The 23301-nt window shown below is 66.2% G+C and carries 24 protein-coding genes and 1 pseudogene; 9 read left to right on the top strand and 16 right to left on the bottom strand.

Annotation, left to right across the window (positions count from 1 at the left end; genetic code table 11):
- Positions 1-10: 10 nt before the first annotated feature.
- Complete coding sequence (locus VF992_03750) at positions 11-274, bottom strand: hypothetical protein (GenBank protein HEX9340270.1); 264 nt, start codon at positions 272-274, stop codon at positions 11-13.
- A 464-nt stretch (positions 275-738) separates the two neighbouring features.
- Complete coding sequence (locus VF992_03745) at positions 739-1227, bottom strand: class I SAM-dependent methyltransferase (protein HEX9340269.1); 489 nt, start codon at positions 1225-1227, stop codon at positions 739-741.
- A gap of 614 nt (positions 1228-1841) precedes the next feature.
- On the opposite strand from VF992_03745, the gene VF992_03740 reads away from it, so the two are divergent.
- A complete protein-coding gene (locus tag VF992_03740) occupies positions 1842-7253 on the top strand; it encodes an ATP-dependent helicase (GenBank protein ID HEX9340268.1) in 5412 nt (1803 codons plus the stop codon).
- A gap of 55 nt (positions 7254-7308) precedes the next feature.
- Positions 7309-7737: a VOC family protein gene (locus tag VF992_03735; GenBank protein ID HEX9340267.1), complete on the top strand. Its 429-nt coding sequence runs from the start codon at positions 7309-7311 to the stop codon at positions 7735-7737.
- Here VF992_03735 and VF992_03730 read toward each other — a convergent pair.
- Positions 7734-7958 carry a hypothetical protein gene (locus tag VF992_03730; protein ID HEX9340266.1) on the bottom strand — a complete coding sequence of 75 codons (225 nt, stop codon included), beginning with the start codon at positions 7956-7958 and terminating at the stop codon, positions 7734-7736. The two genes, VF992_03735 and VF992_03730, sit on opposite strands and share 4 nt — an antisense overlap.
- A gap of 102 nt (positions 7959-8060) precedes the next feature.
- On the bottom strand, positions 8061-10016 hold the full coding sequence (locus tag VF992_03725; protein HEX9340265.1) for a tetratricopeptide repeat protein: 1956 nt from the start codon (positions 10014-10016) through the stop codon (positions 8061-8063).
- Between the two features lie 119 nt (positions 10017-10135).
- Between VF992_03725 and VF992_03720 the strand changes: the two genes are divergently transcribed.
- Positions 10136-10897 (top strand): hypothetical protein, encoded by a 762-nt coding sequence (locus VF992_03720; GenBank protein ID HEX9340264.1) that lies wholly within the window; start codon positions 10136-10138, stop codon positions 10895-10897.
- Here VF992_03720 and VF992_03715 read toward each other — a convergent pair.
- From VF992_03715 to VF992_03700, 4 genes are all read right to left on the bottom strand, one after another.
- Entirely contained in the window at positions 10887-11363 is a 477-nt protein-coding gene (locus VF992_03715) for a DUF1922 domain-containing protein (protein ID HEX9340263.1), read from the bottom strand. The genes VF992_03720 and VF992_03715 overlap by 11 nt on opposite strands.
- Position 11364: 1 nt before the next feature.
- Entirely contained in the window at positions 11365-11832 is a 468-nt protein-coding gene (locus VF992_03710) for a pyruvoyl-dependent arginine decarboxylase (GenBank protein HEX9340262.1), read from the bottom strand.
- Positions 11833-11922: 90 nt separating this feature from the next.
- Positions 11923-12429, bottom strand: a complete 507-nt coding sequence (locus VF992_03705; GenBank protein ID HEX9340261.1) for an N-acetyltransferase — start codon at positions 12427-12429, stop codon at positions 11923-11925.
- Positions 12430-12463: 34 nt separating this feature from the next.
- Positions 12464-13297 (bottom strand): hypothetical protein, encoded by an 834-nt coding sequence (locus VF992_03700; GenBank protein ID HEX9340260.1) that lies wholly within the window; start codon positions 13295-13297, stop codon positions 12464-12466.
- A 180-nt stretch (positions 13298-13477) separates the two neighbouring features.
- Between VF992_03700 and asnS the strand changes: the two genes are divergently transcribed.
- Entirely contained in the window at positions 13478-14767 is a 1290-nt protein-coding gene (asnS, locus tag VF992_03695) for an asparagine--tRNA ligase (protein ID HEX9340259.1), read from the top strand.
- A 40-nt stretch (positions 14768-14807) separates the two neighbouring features.
- Positions 14808-15305, top strand: coding sequence for a hemerythrin domain-containing protein (locus VF992_03690; protein HEX9340258.1), 498 nt, complete (start codon positions 14808-14810; stop codon positions 15303-15305).
- Here VF992_03690 and VF992_03685 read toward each other — a convergent pair.
- The 3 genes from VF992_03685 to VF992_03675 form a co-directional block, all read right to left on the bottom strand.
- Positions 15299-15742: an HIT family protein gene (locus VF992_03685; GenBank protein ID HEX9340257.1), complete on the bottom strand. Its 444-nt coding sequence runs from the start codon at positions 15740-15742 to the stop codon at positions 15299-15301. The genes VF992_03690 and VF992_03685 overlap by 7 nt on opposite strands.
- Positions 15743-15756: 14 nt before the next feature.
- Positions 15757-16917 carry an acyl-CoA dehydrogenase family protein gene (locus VF992_03680; protein ID HEX9340256.1) on the bottom strand — a complete coding sequence of 387 codons (1161 nt, stop codon included), beginning with the start codon at positions 16915-16917 and terminating at the stop codon, positions 15757-15759.
- A gap of 78 nt (positions 16918-16995) precedes the next feature.
- Entirely contained in the window at positions 16996-17166 is a 171-nt protein-coding gene (locus VF992_03675; protein HEX9340255.1) for a hypothetical protein, read from the bottom strand.
- Between the two features lie 116 nt (positions 17167-17282).
- On the opposite strand from VF992_03675, the gene dcd reads away from it, so the two are divergent.
- Positions 17283-17765, top strand: a complete 483-nt coding sequence (dcd, locus tag VF992_03670; GenBank protein HEX9340254.1) for a dCTP deaminase — start codon at positions 17283-17285, stop codon at positions 17763-17765.
- A gap of 160 nt (positions 17766-17925) precedes the next feature.
- Here the strand turns inward: dcd and VF992_03665 are convergent.
- Positions 17926-18735, bottom strand: a pseudogene (locus tag VF992_03665) (tRNA (guanine-N1)-methyltransferase).
- Between the two features lie 167 nt (positions 18736-18902).
- Between VF992_03665 and dph5 the strand changes: the two are divergent.
- Entirely contained in the window at positions 18903-19679 is a 777-nt protein-coding gene (dph5, locus tag VF992_03660) for a diphthine synthase (GenBank protein HEX9340253.1), read from the top strand.
- Here the strand turns inward: dph5 and VF992_03655 are convergent.
- On the bottom strand, positions 19667-20428 hold the full coding sequence (locus VF992_03655) for a class I SAM-dependent methyltransferase (GenBank protein ID HEX9340252.1): 762 nt from the start codon (positions 20426-20428) through the stop codon (positions 19667-19669). The genes dph5 and VF992_03655 overlap by 13 nt on opposite strands.
- 164 nt (positions 20429-20592) lie before the next feature.
- Between VF992_03655 and VF992_03650 the strand changes: the two genes are divergently transcribed.
- Both VF992_03650 and VF992_03645 read left to right on the top strand, forming a co-directional pair.
- Complete coding sequence (locus tag VF992_03650; GenBank protein HEX9340251.1) at positions 20593-21204, top strand: winged helix-turn-helix transcriptional regulator; 612 nt, start codon at positions 20593-20595, stop codon at positions 21202-21204.
- Between the two features lie 257 nt (positions 21205-21461).
- Positions 21462-21764: a hypothetical protein gene (locus tag VF992_03645; GenBank protein ID HEX9340250.1), complete on the top strand. Its 303-nt coding sequence runs from the start codon at positions 21462-21464 to the stop codon at positions 21762-21764.
- 32 nt (positions 21765-21796) lie between these two features.
- Here VF992_03645 and VF992_03640 read toward each other — a convergent pair whose 3' ends face one another.
- The 3 genes from VF992_03640 to VF992_03630 form a co-directional block, all read right to left on the bottom strand.
- Entirely contained in the window at positions 21797-22135 is a 339-nt protein-coding gene (locus VF992_03640) for a transcriptional regulator (protein ID HEX9340249.1), read from the bottom strand.
- Positions 22136-22148: 13 nt separating this feature from the next.
- On the bottom strand, positions 22149-22817 hold the full coding sequence (locus VF992_03635; GenBank protein ID HEX9340248.1) for a hypothetical protein: 669 nt from the start codon (positions 22815-22817) through the stop codon (positions 22149-22151).
- A gap of 95 nt (positions 22818-22912) precedes the next feature.
- On the bottom strand, positions 22913-23164 hold the full coding sequence (locus VF992_03630; protein HEX9340247.1) for a hypothetical protein: 252 nt from the start codon (positions 23162-23164) through the stop codon (positions 22913-22915).
- Positions 23165-23301: the final 137 nt, after the last annotated feature.

Below are 23301 nucleotides of genomic sequence, written 5' to 3'. Positions count from 1 at the left end.
CGCACCCGGACTAGCCTCCGGGTTCAGGACCCTTGCCGCGAAGGAATCGCACCTGATGATACAGAAGTCCGACGAACAGCCCGCCGAAAACGAAGGCGAGTATCCCGTATACGAGCGCCAGTATCGGGGCAACTTCAAGGGCTGTTCCGGAAAGCATGAAGGAAATCATCCCGATCGCGGCGATCAGGGAGAGCACAGACAACGCCGCCAAAACGAAAAGGCCGAAGAGAATGAGAAGCGACTTGAAATCGCCAAGGAGGTCGCCGGTCCTCATCCAGATACCACGATTATCTTGTCTAGGCAAATCCTTTCGCCGAAAGTCATCCGGTTTCCGCCCTTTTGAAGAGCAGCTAGAAACACAGATCGGAACATGACCAAAATCGTGAGGAATCGACGTCCTATTGACGGGTAGGAAGAGGTCTGGTTGCGATTCGGGGGACCGCATGACCGCGAGACCAAGCCCTAGGGACAGGCTCGGCCGAACCGTACGCCGCCCCCCTAGAGTGGCGCCAGAACGACGCCTCGGTCCGCCCGAAGCAGCCTCGTATGTCATGGACCGAACTCCAACCCCGCAAACTCTTTTAGGAGCTGGATTTTCGGTCCATGAAACGACCAAGTCGCGATTCCGTGGTTCGGCCGCGCGATCGTTTCAAACCGCGAATCAAGGTCGAAGCTCCGATTTCTTGGAACGGCTTCGGCGCGTGACCGCGGACTTGAGCAACGAGGTCTGCGAAGTCGTTATCCCTTCATCGCCAACCCGAACCCGACGACCAAGTAGGATCTGCACCTTTTTCGATGACAAAAGGTTTTGAACGCGTCGTTCGACAATGCATCGTCTGAGAGGAGTAATCCGCCCATATCAATAAATGGCCACGCCGTCTCGAATTCCCACATCATGTGATCATAGGTGTGCCGGCTATCATGCATGAAGATCTGGATTCCCCCGAATTGGCCGAGCACTTCCGGCAGGAGAATCCGAGCGTCCCCTATTCGAAGATCCCATCTGCTTCGAAGCGATTCTGGGACAATCCACCCGCTCTCGGCACCGGGCGGAATCCGAGCTCCGGGATCTGCGTTCGGGAGATCAATGGATGTCAGACTCCCTTTCGAGTTGTCGCTCAAGGCCTTCAGGACGAAAAGTGAGGACACCCCGGACGCTACCCCCGTCTCTAAGACCCTCTCCGGCTGGAGTAAACGTACAACGTGGTACAGGAGCGGCCCCTTCACGGAATGCATCCCACTGGGGTCCCAGTTCGGCCACCGTTTTGATTTAGTCGCGAGGAAAGCTTTGAGGGATGCGAGGGAAGCCAAGTCCCCCGACGGTGGGAGTCTAGGGCCTTCTGCGCTAACGGCCTTCCGGGCGTAGTCCCACGCGACAAACAGTCTGAAAGAGTTCCTTCTCCCGAAGGCATATTCCACCGCTCCGACCGGATGCCGCATGGCTCTTGAAACGAGTTCTCGGTCGCATCCTCGTACGCTCCTCATGAATGATGACAGGGTGAGGTGAGACATTCCCATTTTCAGCAACGCAAGTCGCACCTTGAAGATATTCGGAGGAATACCACCAAAGGAGAGATAAGAAAGACAGGGATGGCAGGTCTCGCTGCAGCCTCCAAGAGGGGGGATCCTGCTTGGCCCCCTTCGGTTGACCGAGTGACTCCCCTGGGAATCTCGACGAGGTAAGTGCCTGGCCCCTGCAGCCCGGCATGGTGGGGACGGCGGGCACCGATCGGAGCATCGCCCAGGCGCAAGACCTGTCATGTACGGATACCAGCCGCGCAAACTCTTTTAGGACCAGTTCCTATCCCCCATGATTTCTGACTATCCGCGAGGCAGTACGCTTGTTACATAGAGTGCGCACGGCGTCCACGAAGGACGAGGTCCTCGGCCTGATGGAGCCTCTGATCCGGGACTGGTTCCGGTCCAAGTTCAAAGGCCTGACGGAGCCGCAGGCGTATGCCGTGCCGCTCATCCACGGAGGCAAGAACGTCCTCGTGTCGTCTCCGACGGGCAGCGGCAAGACCCTCACGGCGTTCCTGTCGATCATCAACGAGCTGTACGCGAAGCAGTTGCGCGGCGAGCTCGAAGACCGGATCTACTGCCTGTACGTGTCCCCGCTCAAGGCCCTCGCGAACGACATCAACCGCAACTTGGAGGAACCGCTCCGCGAGCTCACGGCCCTCGCGGCGAAGGAAGGCAAGCCGGAACCCGCGATCCGCGTCGGCGTGCGGTCCGGCGATACGTCCTCGCAGGAGCGGCAGAAGCAGGCCCGGACGCCGCCGCACATCTTCATCACGACGCCGGAGAGCCTGGCGATCATCCTCAGCACGCCGAAGTTCCGCGAGGCCTTCGCCAGCGTCGACTGGGTGATCCTCGACGAGATTCACGAGGTCTGCTCCTCGAAGCGCGGCTCCCTCTTGGCGATTTGCCTCGAGCGCTTACGGGAGCAGACGGGCCGCGACTTCGTCCGCATCGGCCTGAGCGCGACGATCGCGCCGATCGAGGAGGAGGCGAAGTTCCTCGCCGGCTACGAGGACGGCAAGGTCCGGGACATGCACATCGTCGAGGTCGACACGCGCAAGGACCTCGACCTCGCGGTTCTCTGTCCGGTCAAAGACATTACCGCTGTGCCGATGGAAGTCGCGAACGCGCGGATGTACGACCTCCTGAGCGGGCTAATCGACGAGCACCGCACGACGCTGATCTTCACGAACACCCGGAGCGGGACGGAACACGTGTCGTTCCGCCTGAAGGAGCGTGGCGTGGAGGACCTCGAAGCGCATCACGGCTCCCTATCGAAAGTCACGCGCCTCGATGTCGAGCAGAAATTGAAGGACGGGCGGCTCAAGGCGGCCGTCTCGTCGACCTCGCTCGAGTTGGGGATCGACATCGGCTACATCGACCTCGTCGTGCAGATCGGCTCGCCGAAGTCCGTCGCCAAGGGCCTCCAGCGGATCGGCCGCGCCGGCCATGCCTACGGCGAAACGGCCGTCGGCCGGATGATCGCCTTCGAGCCGTGGGACCTCATGGAGTGCGCGACCCTCGCGAAGGCCGCGTACGACGCGCGGATCGACCGGGTCGACATCCCGGCGAACCCGCTCGACGTCCTCGCGCAGGCGCTCGTCGCGATGTCCCTCGAGAAGCGGTGGGACGTCGACGAGGCGTTCGAGCTCGCCCGCCGCTCGTATCCGTTCCACGATCTCCCGAAGAAGGACTTCCTCGCCGTGCTGGACTATCTCTCCTCCCGCAACCCGGACATCAAGGTCTTCGCCAAGGTCTGGTTCGACGAGGAGGAGGGCCGCTTTGGAAAGAAGAAAGGCACCCGGATGATCTACTACACGAACGTCGGTACGATCCCCGAGGAGGGCACGTACCACGTCTTCTCGGAGCGCGGCTCGCCGCTCGGCGAGCTGAGCGAGAAGTTCGTGGAGTACCTGAGCCCGAGCGACATCTTCGTGCTCGGCGGGAGGACGTACCAATTCGTCCGCGCTCGCGGCACGTCCGTGTACGTGAAGGACGCCTCCGGCCGACGGCCGACCGTGCCTTCGTGGACCGGAGAGATGCTCCCGCGGTCGTTCGATCTCTCGATCGCGGTCGGGGAGTTCCGCCGCGACCTCGCGGCGAAGATCGCGAAGGACGGCGACGCCGCCGCGCGCGAATGGCTCATGCACCAGTACCGCGTCGACGCGGGCTCCGCGCGGTCGCTCGTCTCCTACGTCCAGGAGCAGGAGGCGCTCATCAAGGACCTCCCGACGGACCGCCAGGTCCTGATCGAGGGCTACATCGACGTGAAGGGGAACCGGAACCTCATCTTCCATTTCCCGTTCGGCCGGCGGGTGAACGACGCCCTGAGCCGGGCGTACGCGTTCGCGATCACGGAGGCCCACCACTCGAACGTCCGGGTGAGCGTGACGGACGACAACTTCATGCTCACGGTCCCGAAGCGGATTGAGCTCGACGGCGTCGCTAAGCTCGTCACGAGCAAGACCCTCGAGGACCTCCTGCGCCGCGCGATCCGCAACACGGAGCTGTTCAAGCAGCGCTTCCGGCACTGCGCCACGCGATCGTTCATGATCCTCCGGAACTACAAGGGCCGCGAGGTCTCGATCGGCCGGCAGCAGTTGAGGTCGCAGCGGGTGCTCGACTGGCTCCACGAGATCAGCGACTTCCCCGTGGTCAAGGAGACGTACAACGAGATCCTGAATATGGTCATGGACCTCGACCACGCTCGGGAGGTCCTGGGGCGGATCGAGGCGGGCGAGATCGCAGTGCGGCAGAGCGACTTCGGCCACCTGCCGTCGCCGTTCGCGCACAACGTCGTGCTGCAGGGCGTCTCCGACCTCGTCCTCATGGAGGACCGTTCCGCGCTCCTGCGGGAGCTGCACCGCAAGGTCCTCGAGCGCGTCATGCCGACGGACCAGATCAGCTCGATCCAGTTCCAGCCCGCGGAGATCGCCGAGTACTTCCGCCGCAAGCTGCCCAAGATCGCCCGCCGGGAGGACCTCCTGGCGTACCTCGACCGCGTCGGCGACGCGAACGTGCTCCAGCAGAAGGGCCGCAACGCATTCGAGGTCGCGACCGCATCCTTCGCCGACGTCCGGAAGTGGGCCGGCCTGCTCATGGACGAAGGCCTGATCGAGAGCGTCTGGACGCCGCAGGGCATCCATTGGACGCCGAAGGACCACGTCCCGACGTACGTCGCCGTGTACGCGCAGCGGTCCCGGCTCAAGCCGCCGGAGGAGAGGCTCCTCGCCCTGATCCGCGAGAAGCCGCGGTCCCACAAGGAGCTCCTCCGCACGACCAAGATCGCGAAGGACCCGCTGAACGAGGCGCTCCGGAAGCTCGAGCGGGCCTACGTGATCGGCCGAAAGGGCGTCGAGGAGACCGTGTACTTCGCGCGCGAGCCGACGCGGGGGAACTTCGAGGAGGCGCTCGACAAGATCCTCACGAAGCGGCTCGAGGTGGACGGACCGGCGTCCGCGCAGGAGCTCGCCGTGGTCCTGGGCCTGGAGCCCGAGCTCGTCGAGGAGGTCCTGCGGGACCTCGAGTCCGAGGGCACGGTGTCGTCGGGCCACTTCCTCGTCGACAAGGAGTTTCAATTCATGCTCACGCGGGACCTGCAACGTCTCCAGCGGAAAGGGGAGACGCGCGAGGTCTTCGAGGAAACCCAGCTCAAGGCGTTCCTCCTCGACAAGCAATTCCGTTCGATTGAGACGCTCGACGATTTCTTCGACCGGTTCCTCGAAGGCGGCATGGTCCTCGACATCTACAATCACACCGCCCGGTTCGATTACAAGGAGTGGCTCCGGCGGCGAGAATCCGGCGACATCCTCGAAGGCCGTTTCCTGAACGGACGCGTGCGTTACGTGCGCTCGAAGGACGTCCCCCTGTTCCTGTCCGCCTTCCCACGGAGCCCCCTGACGGAGTTCGAGACGAAGGTCCTCGACGTGATCCGCGGAGCGGAAGGGATCGACCTCTGGGCCATCACGTCGAAGCTCCGCGCGGAGCGGGAACAGGTCAAGGAAGCCCTGGAGAAGCTCGACTACGACGTCTACGTGATCCGGAAGTTCCAGGGCGACGGATGGACGGCTCGCAACCTCTACGTCGCCTTCGACCCGCCGCACGCGAAAGCCGCGGACGCCTTCGAGACGCTCGTGAGGCGCTTCTTGGCGGCGTATGGCCCGGTGCCGTTCTCCGGGATCCGGGAGTGGGCGCGGTTCGAGTGGGACGATCTCGAGCGGCTCCTGGACCGCCTCGAGGAAGACGGCGTCGTCACGCGCATCCTGGTGACGGGCAAGGCGGAGTCGGAGATGTACGTCCTCGCGGAGGACCTGCCGGCGCTCCGGAAGACTGCCGGCAAGCCCGCGTCGGATCCGATGCGCGTCCTCTCCCTCCTCGATCCGTGGACGCAGCCGCTCTGGGCCCAGGTCGCGAGCCGCTACGGCGAAGGCTGGTTCTTCCCGCTCGTCAAGGACGGCGACCTCGTCGGCATGGCCGAGGTGTGGGAGATGAGCGGGTGCATCGAGGTCCGGGAGCTGGACCTCGGATCGCCCGAACTGTTGGAGGAAGCGATCGGCGCCCTGACGCGCATGATGGCGTTCTACGCGATGCGCGGCGTCGACGTGTTGCGCGTCACGCGATTCCAGGCGAAGGACGTCCCCGAGGTCGAGGACCTGTCCGCGTGGACGCGCGCGGGCTTCGTCCGTTTCTCCGACTTCCTCGCCCACGGCCCGATCGTGCCGCGGGACTTCGACAAGCGCGACCTCCTCGCGTGCGTCCTCCATCGACAGGGGATCGCCCCGGAGGCCCGGTTCCCCGACCCGATCGCCGCGGCGAAGGCGCTCGGCGGCCTGCGATCGGATTTCGCGGCCCGCCTACGCGTCCAGGAGTTCCGCCCCCTCGAGCGGCTCCACCGCAACGGGTTGCTCGCGAAAGGGCTCGTCATCCCGGAGTACTGGACGTTCTGCTTGGAAGAGGACCTCGGCCTCTTCAAGGCGGCGAAAGGCACGCGGCTCACGAAGGAGATGAAGGTCGTCCTCAAGCTGATCGAGGAGGAGGGCCCGATCTCGCGCCCGCGGCTCCTCGCCCTCTCGGACCTCAGCCGCCCCGCGACCGCGGAGGCGCTGCGCAAGCTGTACGAAGGCCTGCACGTGACCCGTGATGCGACGAACCGATACCGTCCGGTCCCGGACTCCAAGATCGGCCGGGACGACGCGCGCCGCGAGGTCCTTCGTCGGATCCTGAAGAGCCTCGGGGTCACGTCGGCGGAATCCCTGGCCGCGTATGCGCGTTTCGAGTACAACATGGGGGAGATCCGCCAGCGGCTCCGGGAGTTCGAGCGGGAGGGGTGGCTCACGAAAGGGTTCCTCGCGCGCGGCGAGCGAACGGTGATGTGGATCGTGAAGGAAGACCTCGACCGGATCGGCCGCCTCGAGTTCCGGCGCAAGTTCGTCCTCACCCCGCAAGACAACCTCTTCCTCTACGTCCGTGACGCGGTCTCCCAAAAATTCCACATGGGCTCGTGCTACGTCGTCTTCGACGGACCGGAGATCGTCGCGGCGTTCAAGGCCCGACGGCGGAAGTGGGAACTCGTGGTGACGGAGTTCCAGGGCGACGCCTCCGCGCGGCGGACCGTCGACGCGTGGGAGGCCGAGAACGAACTCGCCGTCGAGGAGGAGGTCCCGCGGATCTCCGATCACGAGGTCATGGAGTGGTACGCGAAGATGTACGGCCACGGGTTGGCGGACCGCTGACGGCGGGGCGCAGCAGGTTCTTGTCGGGCCCCGCATTCCTCCCGTGGAGAATTGCATGGCCATCCTCGGCATCGACACGGTCGCGGTCGTCGTCTCCGATCGGCGCAAGGCGATCCGCTGGTATCGCGACGTCCTCGGGCTCGACGTCGCTTACATCGGACCGAGCACGCCGGATCCGGACGCCTCGGTGCAAGGCACACCGGAGCACGCGGGCCATTGGATCGAGATGGGTCCGTTCCGTCCGCGGACTCGGGTCCACGTTTGCGAGATGAAGCCGACGGAGCCTGGGCCGACCGGCATCACGTTCCTCACGGACGACATCCTCTCGGACTACGAGCGGATGCAGGCGAAGGGGGCAGAGTTCCTCGACGCACCGCAAAAGATGGAATGGGGCGAGTGGCTCGGTCGATTCGTCGATCCGGACGGGAACGAGTTCGACCTCAAGCAGCCGATCGCGGCGGACGAATCGGGGTCCTCGGCCTAGACGTCGTCGGGCGCCATCGTTTCCTTGATGACCACGAGGCTCACGCTGTCGAGAAGGATGTGGGCCTCGCACTTCGGGCAATCGATGCCGTTCCAGTTGTCGGTCGTCTGCGTCGCCGTGAGGGTGATGCGAGTCGACTTGCAGTACGGGCAGAGGAAGCTCACGTTCAGCTCGCGGTCCATCAGGCGGTCCAGGGAGATCTTATCGACGACCCGATGCATGTGGCGCCTCCGGACTTCTTGGAAGAAGGTGCGAACCGGTCCCATATGAACGAACCGGTCAAAAGTACTGCAAACGTCAATTGATTGCACGCGGGGAGGCCGCTACGCCGGTTCCGCCCTCACGCCGGGCGCGAGGTGCAAGGCGCGGTCGGCGCACGAGGTGGCCTCGTCGAAGCGTCCGAGTTTCGTCAGGACGAAACCCTTGTTGACCCACGCCCCGCGATACCCTGGATCGATGGCGAGCGCCCGCTCGTACGCCTGCAGCGCCTCCTCGTATTTCCCGAGGCGCGCGAGCGCGTTTCCCTTGTTGTTCCAGGCGACCTCGTACCCCGGATGGACCTTGATCGCGGCGTTGAAGCATCGCAAGGCGTCGACGAGGTGCCCCATCTTCGTGAGGGCGTTGCCTTTGTTGACCCACGCCACCTCGTTGCGCGGGTTGATGTCGAGCGCCTTGTCGATCGCCCGCAGCGCTTCCTCATACCGACCGAGGAGGATGAGCGTCGCGCCTTTCCCGTACCAGGGGATCTCGGCGCCGGGGACGCCCGCTCGGGTCGCGGCGATCGCCCGATCGTACTCCTGCAGGGACCGTTCGTAGTTCTGGCGCGCCATATCGCGCTCCGCGAGGATCAGTTCCCGACGCAGGATCGACATCGCCTGGCGCCTCCGGATCTCGGCGGTCGCGAGCGCCGCGGGCCACGGGACGGCCCCGATGATTCCGACGAACCACGCGAACGTCCCCACGGTGGCCGGACTGACCGCGGCGACGAGGGCCAGGCCCGCGAGGGGGATCGCACCCGCGACCGCAAGGAGGTCCCTCCAGCGGCCGACCGCCAGACGTCGGGTCGACCAGGCGAGGGGGACCACGGAACCGAGCGCGAGTCCCACCGCCGTCGTCGTCGCCCGGGGGTCCGCCCCGAGGGAGACCCCGCCCACCTGGAGGGCGATGCCCGCGATCAGCAGGAGTCCGTCGGGCCGGGGGAGACCGGAGATGCCGTCTCGGAGAAGTTGCAGGACGAGCACCCCGCACACGGCGAGGAAAACCGCCACGACCCCCGCCGCGACGAACGGCTGCCGCAGGATCCCGGATAGGGCCAGGCTCGCGGCGCCTGCGAGGACGATGCCACTCGCGGCTTCCGGTGATAGGCGGAGTTCGATCCGACGCGGCCGTGCCGCCCGGCGGACACGCGGGCTCGGCGCGGGGACCCGGACCTGTTTGGTCGGCAGGACGGGAGGCGTCGGCGGCTCGGACATGCCCGCCGAGCGGCGATTCGGCGGGGGCGCGGGGAGATCGGGCTCTGGCGGCGTGGGCTTGATTGCGGGCGTCGGTTGGATTGCGGGCCTTGGTAGGGGTCTCGGGACCTTCACGGCGACCGGCTCGGGAAGGCTCGGCGCAGGGGCCGGGGCGGCGGGCGGACGTGGTACTGGCGCGACGTCGGGCTCCGCGGGTGGCGAGGGCCGTTCCGTCGGAGGTTTCGGGGTCGGCGTGGGCGGCGCCACTTCCGGCGGGGGAGGTTCGAAGTGTTCGAGGAAGTCATCGACCCGAGCGAGCACCTCCTCCGTCGTGAGCGCCTCGGGCGCCTTCGCGGGTTCCGGCGTGGGCTTCGGCAAGATGCCCTCCATTAGAGGCTCTCCGCAAATCTCGCATTCCGGCGTGGCAACGTCGTTGTCGGCGCCACAGATCGGACAGAGGACGATGTCGAGGATGTCTTCCTCGGCCGCGCCGACCTCCTCCGTATCCGGCTCGAATTCGGCGGAGCATCGGGGACACTTCAGGTCGCCGCCCGCCACGAAGCCTCCGCAGTTCGTGCAGATGAACAACAATCCGACCTCCCCGTTCTCCAGGACGGCATCCGGGTCGCGGTCCCTCAGTTGATCCGGATGACGGAACCCCTGTTCGAACAGCTTGAGCGCCTTTTCGCGGTCGAGCCCTAGGGCTCGGCTGAGCCGGACGACCGCTTCGTCGATGACGAAGGCCCCGCAGTTCTCGCACTCCGTCTCGTCCGGAGGGATGGGCTCCTGGCAGACGGGACACAGGACCCGGGGCTGTTTCCCGGGCATATCGGTGCGGCGATTCGAGCCGCCGGGAAGCGCATAAACCATCGCGTCTTGTTGTCACGCCCGATAAGTGGCAGGTCCGCGCGCTTAAGTAGCCGCGGCGGGCTTTCCATTCGCATTCCATGGTCTCGCGCGTCGACTTTCTCGTCGCGCTCGCGATCGGCATCGCGCCCGCGCTCTTCCTCGTGTGGTTCTCCCTCCGCCGATTCGACCGACCGTTCGTGGACCGCACCCTCTTCGACGATCGCCGGGTATTCGGAGGCTTCGCGGTCGGCATGGTGTTCGGGACCGTCGCGAGCGCGCTCAACCTCGCGATCGGCTCGGGCTACGTCACCAATCTGGCCGGCTCGATCGCCCTCCTCGCGAGCATCCTGTTCTTGGAGGAGCTGTTCAAGGTCGTGTACCTGAACCGGCGCGGATACCGCGAGCGGTTCGACACGACGTTCTACGGCGTGCCGATCGGGGTGGGCATCGCATCGACCTCCGTCGTCGCCACGATTGCCTGGGTCGTCGGGGACGCGCTGTATTCCGCTCTCGCGTTCCCGCTCATCCTCCTTTTCTCCGTCAGCCTGAGCTTCGTCCACGCGGACTCGGGCGCCCTCATCGGGTTCGGCGCCTCGCGGGGCGATCTCTGGGGCGGCTTGCGGAAGGCGCTCGCGGTCCGGTACGCGCACATCGCGTTGATGCTGCCGTTCCTCCTCCTCTCCGGCCAGGCCGCCGGCACCGACATCCTGATCCCTGCCCTCCTCGGCCTCCTCTCTTCGATCGCCTTCGCGGCGATCGTCTACGACTACGTCTATCGGCTCGTCCTGCCCGGGACCCTGCCGGAGGATCTCCGGCGCGAGCTGCGGCGGCAGAAACGCGCGCGACCCGTCAGGCCGTGAGCCCGACGGTCCGGTAGAAGCCCCGTTTCGGTTCGAAGACGACGTTCGCCTGGATCAAAGCGTCGAGGGCGGCCTGGGGGTCCGGGATGCCGAGCCCTGAGAGGACCTTGTTCCAGTCGTCGAGCGTGAACAGCTCGAGTTCTCGCGAGAGCTCGACGGCGGCGGTGCGGACCCGGACGGACCGGTCGCCTTGCCGCGGGACCGCGGCGACGACCCGGGCGTGCACGTCGCGGCTCCGTGCCCGTTTGCCTGGGGCGAGCGCCCGCTCGAATTCCCGGGCTCCGCCGGCGATCTCCGCGCTGACGCGTGCGACAAGGGGCGCGAGTTCTCTCGGGGAGTCCGCCCGCGCGCGGACCCTCGCCGGCATCACGCGAATCTCGAAACCGCACGCGCAGCTCGTCGTCTTCTGGCGGAGGTCCACGCCCTTCGCGCGTCTGCAACGTGGGCACACGATGACGCCGTACATGTCACGGGAGGAACACGAGGCCCGCGAGACACACCCCGTAGTGGTCCATCGGGATGCTCAGCTCTTCGATCCGGTAGTCGATGGCCCGGAACTTGATCCCTCGCAGCTTCGCCATGCTCCCCATCTTCCATTCCATGACCTCTCGGAGGGAGGTCTTCGTGCCGTGCATGTGCCCCTCCGCGACGTACCCGCCGAATCCGTCGTCCCGGAAACCGTAGGCGATCCCGGCGGAGATCGTCTCCCCCTCCCCTCCCCGTTGCTGCGCGAGGACGCAAAACGTGATCGCGCCCATCGGCAGGTCCCTCTTCCGGACGGGTTTGATGCCGATCGGGAGCACGGACGACACGGACACGATGTTCTGTTCCGACAGGCCGGCGTTCTGCAGCGCCTCATCGAACGCGTTCAGGTCGGACACCTTGGAGACAGCCTTGCCCGACGTGACGAAAAATTTCGTGGGAATCGGGAGCATGGGGGTCCGTGAGGACCGCGCATTGTACGTCGGGACTTAAGGGTTTGCAGGCGTCACGCACGGAAGCGGGTCGCTAATATTCACGTATTTCTATTTATTACGGAAGATGAATCCTGCGCGTCGGCGGACCGCGACCGGCTCCGCGGGCATGATCGTCTTCCGCATGCTGTAGGCGTCCTCGCCCCAGGAGTAATAGCCGTACAGCACGCCGTCCGTCCGGTATCCGAGCCGCCGATAGAACTCGATGGCTCCCAGGTTTTCCGTGCTGACTTCGAGACGGACTGTCGACACGCGTCGCTCGCCGCAGATCGCCTCGGCGGCGTGCATCATCGTCGTTCCGGTCCCGCGACGGCGGGCATCCGGGGCGACCGCGATGGAGAGGATTCGGCATACGACGCCCTCGAACAGGAGCATCACCGCGGCCTCGACGCCTTCGGGGCCGTCCTCGACGAGGGTGAGGGCCTGCCGGTTCCGCAGGATCCAGTCCACATGGTCGCGGCGGAACCGGTGCTCTTGGAAGCAAAGGACCTCGAATCGATAGAGCGCCTCGAGATCGTCGGGACCGGCGGTGCGCAACAAGGCGCCGTCGGACCGCACTAGGGGTAGTTGTGCTTTTCGACCGCGAAATTGATTACAGCAAGACGCGAAGGCCGAACAGTCCTTCCCAGATTACGAATCCGACTCCCGCCGCAAAGTACCCTCGGACGCGCCAGTCCGGGGGCAAAGATCCTCGACGTGCTGAGATTCGACGTACCTCCCTCCAGCAGTATGTGATTTGTGTCAGTCCTAGGACAACATATGCGGCGACCGTCCCGACGCCAATCACTGGAGCGCGGAGGACTCCGATTAAGAGAAGCTGGCCGGTCAACAATACGTTTACAGAGGGGCCTGCTACGGCCATCGCGCTGTAGAACAACGGTTCGAATTCCGGAGAGGTTGTGGAAATGTCCCCGTCCGTCGCGAGGGATGGGTCCCATCTGACCGCCTCCAGGCGGCCTACACGTCGGACGTTGGATGCGTAACGGGCCACAAAGCCCGCGACCCGTTCGGCGATGTCCCGGTGGTTGATTAGGTCAACGACCAGAATTCGTAACAAGAGGCCTGCGCGAAAGACGAAGACAAGAGACGTCGGAGCACCTGGAGGTCCGCCGGTCCGGAGTCGAACTCGTGACAAATCCCGCCAAAGGAGTACTCGGGGCACGAGTCCTCCGCCTCTGGATTGGATCCCGGCTGCGTCGAACTCGAAGATCTGTGTCTGTTTCCCCATCCGGATTGTGAACTCCACACCGAAGATGCTCATCCCGTAACAAAAGGCAAGGATTCCGACGAGGGCGGTACCGAAGCCCGGCCCTACGTAAAGGGCCCCCGACACTCCGACAGGAGCAACCCCGGCAAGGAGCAGGTAGACCGTCCAACGGAACGAGCGCCATCGGTCGGTCGAGTTGTTGACTTGGAGGCGGAGCACCGGAGCCCGTGAGCCCCTTTCAAACTAAGAGGCTTCCTCAAGTCCCGCGAACACAAGTCGCTCAGCATCCTCCTGTTGGAATTTTGTTCGCCCTTTGGTCCCACGGGCCAAACCGAACGATGAGACAAATCGCCGTCCGCGAAAGGGTAATCTAGCCCATGGCGGATTGGACGCGGGTTCATGGTCTCCGTCGGAGACATCCTGAAAGGGCGCCACGTCGGCGAGACGGTCGAGCTGCGCGGCTGGATCTACCGCACGCGGACCGTCGGAGGCAAAGCCTTCGTGGTCCTCCGGGACTCGACCGGGATTATTCAGACGACGATCGCCAAAGACGTCGTGCCGCCGGACGCATTCGCAGCCGCCGAGAAGGCGCTCATCGAGTCCGCGGTCGTGGTGAAGGGGACGGTCACGAAAGACAAGCGCGCCCCGGGCGGCTACGAAGTCCGGGCGACGGATTTTCGGGTCGTGCACTTCGCGGAGAAGTTCCCGATCCAGGAGGACCCAAGCGAGGAGTTCCTCCTCGACATCCGGCACCTCTGGGTCCGCTCCCAGCGGATGACGGCGATCTTCCGCGTCCGTCATACGGCGTTCGAGGCGGTCCACGATTACTTCCGCGAACAGGGATTCTGGGAAGTCCACCCGCCCATGATCACGTCCGCGGGGAGCGAGGGCGGCACGACCCTCTTCGAGTTGGAGTACTTCGGCCGCAAAGCCCACCTCACGCAGTCGTGGCAGCTGTACGCCGAGGCGCTCGTCCTCGCGATGGAGAGGATCTACTACATCGGTCCGTCGTTCCGTGCAGAGAAGTCCCGGACGACCCGCCACCTCACGGAGTATTGGCACGCGGAGATGGAGCAGGCGTGGGCCGGCATGGACGAGGTGATCAAGCACGCCGAGGGCGTGATCTCGCACGCGTGCCAGAGGGTCGCCGAGGAACGACCGGACGACGTGGCGGCGCTCGGCCGGACGCCGGAGTTCCTGAAGGCCGTCAAGCCGCCGTTCGAGCGGCTGACGTACGACGAGGCGCTCAAGCGCCTCAAGGCGAAGGGCCTGGACCACCAGTGGGGCAAGGACCTCCGGACGCTCGAGGAGCGCGCGCTCACGGAAGGCACGTCGAAGCCGATCGTGGTGACGCACTACCCGCGGATCACGCAGGCGTTTTACAAGGCGCGGGACCCCACGCACCCGGATCTCGTCCTCGCCTTCGACGTGATCGGCGGCGACGGCGTCGGCGAGCTGGTCGGCGGGAGCGAGCGGGAGACGGACCTCGAGACGATCAAGAAAGCGCTCGTCGAGCAGGGCGAGGATCCGAAGGCGTACGAGTGGTACCTCGATTCCCGCCGATACGGGAGCGTCCAGCACGCAGGGTTCGGGATGGGGATGGAGAGACTCCTCCAGTGGATCTGCAAGCTCGAACACATCCGCGACGCCGTCCCGTTCCCGAGGACGCCCGCGCGGTTCGCGCCGTAGAGCGCATCCTTTTACGCTGGAAATTGGCTAGCCCCCGTCGATGGGGGACGTCCCGGACGACGATCCGTTCTCCTCGGTCCTCGCGGGCCACGCGGACTTCGTCGACAAGCTGACGGAGCTCGAGGCGACCCTCGATGAGATGATGGCGACGCGGGAAGCGAGCGAAGAGAACGGGATGCTCCTCGACGAAGCGATCCGGTTTTTCGACGAGGAGCTGCTGCCCTTCCTGGCGGCGGAGGACGAGGCGATCCTCCCCAAGCTCGAGGCGGCGATTGGTCGGTATGGGACCCTCGTGAACGTCGTGGCCTACGAGCACGCCGAGATCCACCGGGGCGTCGAGAAATTCAAGGCCGCCCGCCAGGCGCTGAGCCGCGACCCTTCCTGGTCCGCCATCCAGGAGATCAACCGCCATGGGATCTTCCTGGTGCAGTTCCTGTGGGACCACTTCCGGAAGGAACGGACGAGCCTCTACCCGACAGCCCGCGAGCGCCTCCCGCCGTCGGACCTGGAAGCGATCCGAGTCCGATTCGCTCACTGATCGCCCATCGCGCCGCGAATCTTGCCCGCGAGATCGTCAAGGTGCGCCCGTTCGACGATCCGCCCGTAGCCGGGGCTGACGCGCAACCCGAACCCATCCCCGCGGAACCGCGGGATCACGTGGAGGTGCACGTGGAAGACCTCTTGACCCGCCTCTTCGCCGTTGGCCAGGTAAAGGCTCACAGCCTCGCACCGAACCCCGCTCCGTCGGAGGGCCGCGGCGACCTTCCGTCCGACTTCCAGGATCGGACCGACGCTCCCTTCCGGCAGGTCCTCCAAGTACGCGCCGTGGGCTTTCGGGACGACGAGCACGTGCCCCGGATTCATCGGACGGATGTCCATGAACGCCATGGTGGTCCGGTCCTCGTGGATGAGGCTCGCGGGCGCCTCCCTTCGGACGATCTTGCAGAAGATGCAGTCCGGGTCGTTCGACGGCATCGAGCGGGTGCCCCTCACGCCTTCCCCGACGGTCCGAGGATTCGCTCCGCGATGATCAGTTTCTGGATCTCGTTCGTGCCCTCGTAGAGGCCCAGGATTCGGGCGTCGCGATAGTACCGTTCGACGTCGAACTCCCCGCTGAATCCGTACCCGCCGTGGACTTGGATCGCCCAGTCCGTCACCCGCTGGGCCATCTGGGCGCCGAACAGCTTCGCCATCGACACCTCGAGGGTGTTGTCGAGGCCTTGGTCTCGGAGGTGCGCCGCGCGGAGCGTGAGGAGCCGGGCCGCGTCGATCTCGACGGCGGACTGCGCGATCATCTCGCGGATGAGCTGGAAGTCCCCGATCGGCCGGCCGAACGCCTTGCGCTCCTTCACGTACCTCGACGCGGCCTCGAGCGCCGCCCGTGCGACGCCGACCGCCCCGGCGGCGATGCCGATCCGGCCGCTGTTCAGCGTCCTCATCGCCTGCGTCCAGCCGTCGCCCTTCTTGCCGATGAGGTTCTCCTTTGGGATGCGGCAATCCTCGAAGGCCAAGTCGGCGGTCGGGCTCGCCCGGAGGCCGAGCTTCGACGTCGTCTCGACGTTCGTGACCTTGAACCCGGGCGCGTCCCTCGGCACCAGGAAGAGCGAGATCCCCTCGTGCCGTTTCGTCCCCGGCTCTCGCGCGTACACCTGGACGAAGTCCGCGATGCTCCCGTTCGAGATGAACCGTTTCTGACCGTTCAGGACCCATTCGTCCCCATCGAGGCGCGCCGTCGTCTGCAAGTTCCCCGCATCGCTTCCCGCCTCCGGCTCGGTCAACGCCCACGCACCGAACTTCTCGCCCTTCGCGAGCGGCACGAGCCACCGCCGTTTCTGTTCCTCGCTCGCGAACCACATGAGGGACGTCTCGGAGAGGGACGTCTGCACGGAGACCGTCGTGCGGACCGACGACGACCCGCGGCTCAGCTCCTCCACGAGGAGCATGAACGACACGTAGTCCATGCCCGCGCCGCCGTACTTCTCCGGGACCGGGGCGCCGAGGAACCCGAGGCCTGCCATCTTCCCGTAGAAGGATCGAGGTACCTCGCCCTTCGCCTCCCATTCGCGGACGTGGGGGATCAGCTCGCGGTCCACGAAATCGCGAGCGGTCTCCTGGACGAGCCGCTGCTCGTCCGTCAATCGGAAGTCCATCGGCCGGCCTCTCGCGGCCTAACTTGTGCAAGTCGCTTAAACCTTCGGAACGGGGTTATCAGGAGGGCATCGAAGCGATCAGTGCGCCGCCGGACGGATCGCCCACGCCCGGCCTCGGTGGCGGACGAGGACTTCGCCGCAAGAGACGCAGCGGCGGAATTCGGCGTCCCGGTCGAAGCCGAGTTCCTCGGCGTCGGGGTGACGGCACACCCTCCGGTCGGTCTCGCGGCCCTGATCGGGGTCGCTCATTCGCGCACCGAACTCGTTTCGGGCGCGCCTCGACTTGAACCCATCGCAAATGGCCTTCTCCCTTCGAGCGCCGTCCCAAACGAAGCCTTATCCCGTCGCTCCCGGATTGCGTCGGCATGAGTGTCCTGTCGGATGCCGACGTACGTCAGTACCTCGCAAAGGGGGAAATTCAGATCGAGCCGTTCGAAGAGTCGAGCCTGACGCCCAACGGGTACGACGTGTCGATCGAAGAAGTCCTCGTGCCCTCGACGCGCCAGAAGGCGACGGGGGGCGTCGCCCAAATCCCGCCGACCACGCGATTCGTCGTGAGCACGCGGGAGCGGGTGCGGCTCGGCCGACATGTCGCCGGTCAGATCTGGCTCCGGACCACGTGGGCGCGGCGCGGGGTGATCGCCTCGTTCGGCATGATCGACGCCGGGTTTTCCGGCACGCTGACGTTCGGCGCGTTCAACGCCTCGGGCGACCCGATCGAGATCCCGATCGGCGACCGGTTTGCTCAGATCGCCTTCCTGACGCTCGATTCGCCCGCCTCCGAGACGTACGACCAGCGGTCGGGGACCTACCAGGACCAGAAAGGCGTGACCCTCGGGCGACCGTGACGTCAAAGGCCGTCTGATTCTGCGTCGGCGAATACGCGCGGACGTGACGCCGCCTCAGGTCCGTCACCCGCAAGCCTGCGGCGCGGGCGGCGGTTCGGATGTGCTGGATCGTCTGGACTTCCTCGGCCTCCGGCAGGATTCGATACAGGTGGATCGTCCCGCGGGCCCCGATGGCGGCCAACGCGTCCGGCAAGAATTCCAGGGCCGAGTGAGGGAGATCCAGGACGATCCGGTCGACGGGCGCGATCTCCCGTAGGATCGTCCGGGCGTCACCCTCGCGGGCCTCGATTCGATCCGCCCGGTTCGCCGCGATGTTCGCCCGCAACAGCGCCACCGCAAGCGGATTCGCGTCCGACGCGTGGACCGCCCGCGGCCGACGGCGTCTCGCGATCAGGATCGCGTACGGCCCCACGCCGGCGAACGGGTCTGCGACGATCTCGCCCTCCTGCACGGAGTCCGCGATCCGTTTCCGCTCGGAAGCGAGCCGCGGGCTGAAGTACGCCGCCGCGAGATCGACCCGGTATCGCAGGCCGTGCTCCACGTGGACCGTCGTGGTCCGCCGCTCGCCCGCGATCACGCCGATGTCCCGAACCCGATGGTCGCCTTTGACCCCCCGATCGTCCATGACGACCCGGATCCGCGGATTCCATCGGAGGATTGCACCACCGATCGCCTCCTGGTCCGGACGGAGTTCTTCCGGGATCCTCATCACGGCGATGTCGCCGATCACGTCGAACGAGCTGGGCAGCGATGCGCGAAGGCGATCCGGCACCTCGACGAGGTCCTTGTAGCTCCGGATGGCCACGAAGCCGGATTCGAATTCCCGTTCCTCCGTCGGGAGGCCGATCTCCAGCCGCTCCGTTGTCGGGAGCAGGATGCGATCCCCCGCTTGGACGATGCGGAGATGCTGCATCAGGACTCCTCGCTCCGTGAGCATGCGACGGATCTCCTCGGCCCGGCCCCGTGGCACCGCGACGCTCCACGCTCGCACGACGCGGCGATGCCCGAAGTTCCGTTAAGGATTTTCGCGCGTTTCCGGGAAGCGTCGTGAGGGCGAGCCCGTCTTCACCGCGGCCCGCGTCGACGTCGACCCGACCGTCGAAAAGGTATAGACACCCCAGCCTGCTCACCGCCCCGATGGGGGAACTCCTCTTCATCGGACTCGGGCTGCACGACGAGAAAGGCATCACCCTTCGCGGATTGGAGGAGGCGCGGGCCGCGGACGTCGTCTTCGCCGAGTTGTACACCTCCGGGCTCGCGGGGGCGTCGCCCGAAGCGGTCGGGCGGCTCGTCGACAAGCCGATTCGAAAGGTCTCGCGTGCCGAGGTCGAAGATGGCAAAGGCATCCTGGAGGCCGCGACAACCCGTCGCGTCGCGTTCCTGGTCGTCGGCGATCCGATGGCCGCGACGACCCACGTCGACCTCCGGCTGCGGGCCGCGAAGGCGGGCATCCGTACGCGGGTCGTTCATGGCGTCTCGATCCTGACGGCGGCCGCAGGCGCCCTTGGGCTCCAGGCGTACAAGTTCGGCCGGACGACGACGGTGCCGTGGCCGTCGCCCGGGTTCGCGCCGACGAGCCCCCTCGAGGCGATCCTGGAGAACCGTCGTGCCGGTCTCCACACGCTCGTCCTCCTCGACGTCCGCGAGGACGGGACGTCCCTCGAGCCGCGCGATGCGATTGCGTCCCTCCTGCGCATGGCGGTCGATCTCCGTACTGAGGCGATCGGCCCGGACACCCTGGCCTGCGTCCTCGGTCGCATCGGCTCCCCCGACGCCGTCGCCCTCGCGGGCCCTCTCGCCTCGCTGGTCGCCTGGGACGCGGGACCGCCCCCGCACTGCCTCGTGGTCCCGGGGGCGTTGCACTTCCTCGAGAAGGAAGCGCTCGTGGTCTTCGCGGGGGCTCAGGGCCTCTGACCGTCCTCGGCCTCGGGGATGCCCGCGAGCCGGGAGACGTCCCACGACGCGATCTCGTACGTCGTGGTCCACGTGAGCTCCTTCCCGCCCCACCGCTTCCGCAGCGCCCGCACGGCGTCGCGGTGCAGCTCCTCCGGGACCTCCCACTGCGTCGTGAACGCGCGTTGCTCGATCTCCGCGATCGCGCGGTCCGCCGGGAGCCTCTCCGGGAACGGCCCGACCGGCATCACGAGGTCGGGTTTGAGCCGCTCGGGCAGCTTTCTCTCGTGGAGCCCGGGCGGCTGCCAGTGGAACCCGCCGTCCTCCACGAGGGCGTGGTACTCCCGGTTCAGGTCGGGACCGCTGGAGCGGCCGATGACGCTGAAGTACGTCTCCGCGGTCACGCGCGCGATCTCCCGCAAGACGTCCCTCCAATCGGCGATGAGGTGGAGTACGTGATTCGACGTCGCGACGTCGAACGCCCGCGCGGGGAAGGGGAGCCGGGCCGCGTCCGCGAAGATGACGTTCCGCAGGCCTTTCGCCAAGCCGAGATCGACCATCGCATGGGAGATGTCGATGCCGACGAGGTCGATGCCGCTCTTCTGCAGCGGGACCGCGAACCGCCCCGTCCCCACGCCGACCTCCAGGACGCGCTTGCCGCGGAGCTCGTCGACGAGGACGCCGAGGACTCGCGACAGGATTCGAGGCGGCAGGCCGCGCGTCTCGTCGTAGATAGTTGCCACTCGGTCGAACGAGAGGCGTTCGGGCATCCGGCGGGCCATGGCGTTGCCATGGGAAAACGTCTCCGCCGCAATCGGGGAAGCCATTCCCTGGAGGCGCGCGCGGCCGCAAAAGGCCCGTGGACGCGTACCGAATCGGACGCCGCAGGGCGTAAACGTTACGCCCAAATACCCGAAGTTTGTGGGTCGAGGCCGTGCCAGAGCCAGCCCCGGCAGACACCGAATCCGACGCGCACCCCGCGCGGAAAGCCCGCGTCCCTGGGCCGATTGGCGATGAGGCGCCGCCGGCCTCCCGCCTTCCCGAGGAGCGGTCCGACGATGAGCTCTTCCGAGACCTGATGGACCGGTTTACCGTGCTCGCCGAGACCTGCGCGCGGTTCTCCCAAGACGTCTACCGGTGGACCGGCGCACGACCCGACGTGGACATCGACGACACGATCCGCCGGAACCTCCGGATCGTCCGCACCATCTTTGGGAAGTGGTCCCTCGAGATCCTGGCGATCATCCACTTCGACCGGTCCGCCTCCTTCCTGCAGATCAAGAAGGCGTTGGGTCGAATCACGCGCCCCGTCCTGAGCGCGAAGCTCCGGGAGCTCGAGAGGGCGGGGCTCGTCCAGCGCTCCTCGGCGACCGCGCGTCCCACGGCCAGCCGGTACACGCTGACGCACAAGGGCCTGATGATCACCCGCCTCGGGGAGCCCGTATTCCTGTACTTGCGGGTCGCCTCGGGCTGGCGCGGCCACACCGAGAGGGAGCCGGCGGAGGCCACCGCGGGCCCCGAGCCGTCCTCCCCGATTGAGCCCTGAATGAGTCGGCGTCCCCGCGCGCACGCCACAGGCTTATCGATGCTCTAGGCTATCAGGGATCAGAGGGGCTCGGCTCCTCTGACCGTCATGCGATTCGCAGTGCCCGTCTTCCTCGCCGTAGCCGTCTTGGCCAGTTTTGTAGGCTCGGCTCCCGCGCCCGAATCCGATCGGACGCCTATTCTGCGCCTGGACGGCGTAGACCTGTCGACGATTCGCGGGTTCGAGGCCCGGTTTCAGTGCGGGGGCGCGCATGGTGCGTGACCCTCGCGACCGCCGCGCGATGGGATTTCGAGAACGGCTGGGTGGACCAGCTCGGCTCGGGGATGTCCCAAGACACGTCACGGGTGAGCTGCGACTTCGTCAACCACCTCGCGCCGAGGCCGCAAACGGCACTCACGATCGTCGCGCAACTGGTCTGTCTGTCCAGCGACGGCGGGTCCCCGCCTGTGCTGCGCGCAACGGTCCTCGTTCACTTCACGGTCGACTCGTCCACCGCCCGGATTGTCCACGGCACGTTCCTCGCGACGTCGGACGCCGATGCGGAGCTCGTCGTCACCTGAAGAGAAATGTGTCCCGTGTCCCGCGTGCACGCTCACGACGGTGCGGAGGGCGGGACACCGCCTTCGACGTGCGGCTCGACCGGCTCCGTGAGAAAGTAGGCGCGCAAGGCTTCGAGGTAGGCGCGAAACGCTACGTCGCCTTCCGAGGTGATGCGCAGGCGGACTTGGAAGCCCGCGGTCGTAAGGACGCGTCCCCTGAGGATATAGCCCGCCTCCTCGAGCCGTGTCGCATGCGTGTCCAAGTTGCCGTCCGTCAGCCCGAGCGTGTCTCGTGCCCACGTGAACGCAGCGGTTCGGTTCCGGAACAGGAGGGTCATGATGCGCAGGCGCGTGGCCTGGTGGATCACCGGGTCCAAGCTGGGCAACGCCACACGATCGCCGACCTCAGGCGCGTCGGGTGAGGTAGACTCCGCCTCCGAACAGCACGAGGGAGCTCGCGAGGGGGGAGATGACCATGAAGGACTGGCGGGCCTGCGAGATGTCCCCGCCGAGGACGAGGCTGCCGATCAGGCTCGTCACCAGGAGGAGGATGCCCCCAAGGACCCAGAGCCGCCGCTCGGTCACGTCGTTGCAGTTGAGCCCAAGGAGCCCGACGACGGTCAGGCCCAAGCCCTGCGCCATGAGGACCCAGGCGAGCTCCACGATGGGCGCTCGGGTGAGGGCGATCGCGACGAACCCCGCGAAGATGAGGGCGACGATGATGACGCCCGAGACGATCCCTTCCCGCATCCGGGTCGAGCGAACCGGTAGGACGAGACCCACGGAGCGCCACAGGGTCGCGGTGGCGGCCAATCCAAGGGCGGCCCACGGCATCCAGAGGAGGGGGAACAGCGGCGCCAGCGCGTGGTTCGCGCCAACCTCCGATGGGAAACTTGCGACGATGCCGAGGAGGCTGTAGCTGACGAAGATCGCCGGCGCGATCACGCCCCAAATCATCCACGTGAGTCCGCTCGCGCGCTTTCCGAGGGCGTCGTGAAGTCCCTCGATCCGCCGGATTTCCGACACGGCGTCGCGGGGCGAGAGCGTCTCGGTCTCGTGCGATTTGGCGTTCATGAGGAGGGAAAGGGCCCCGGGACACAAGCCGACATCGGTTCTCTGCGGCTCAGAGGGCCGGGGCCTGGGGAGCTCACGGCGACCGCGCACGGCCGCTACGCCGTCTCGACCGACGGGCTCCCGCGGAATCGCACGCCGACGAGGGACACCAGGAATCCGAGGGCCGTGATCCCGATCCCCGCGAAGATGACCAGGTGGGGTGTCGCGAAGATCGACTCCACTTCTCCCGCGTCCCTCGCGACTTCGTGAACGTAGAAGTCCCAGGCGAGCCCGATCCCGGACGTCGCGAGCCCCGAGCCCATGAGCCCCATCGCCGCCCGCCATCGGGTGATGGCGAAGCGAGGCACGTTCACAAGCGCGGCATTGCCTTTCGTACCGATTTCGCTGCGTTGAGGTTTCATGCCGAGATGGAAAGAGGTCCCGCGATAGGTCGAACTCGATTCTCTGCGAGGCAAAGCGACTCTGTCCCACAGAGGATCGATTT

This window comes from Thermoplasmata archaeon (assembly GCA_036395115.1).
GTDB lineage: Archaea > Thermoplasmatota > Thermoplasmata > RBG-16-68-12 > RBG-16-68-12 > RBG-16-68-12.
The sequence above is the reverse complement of the archived record's forward strand: the minus strand, read 5'-3'. Positions and strand labels throughout refer to the sequence as shown.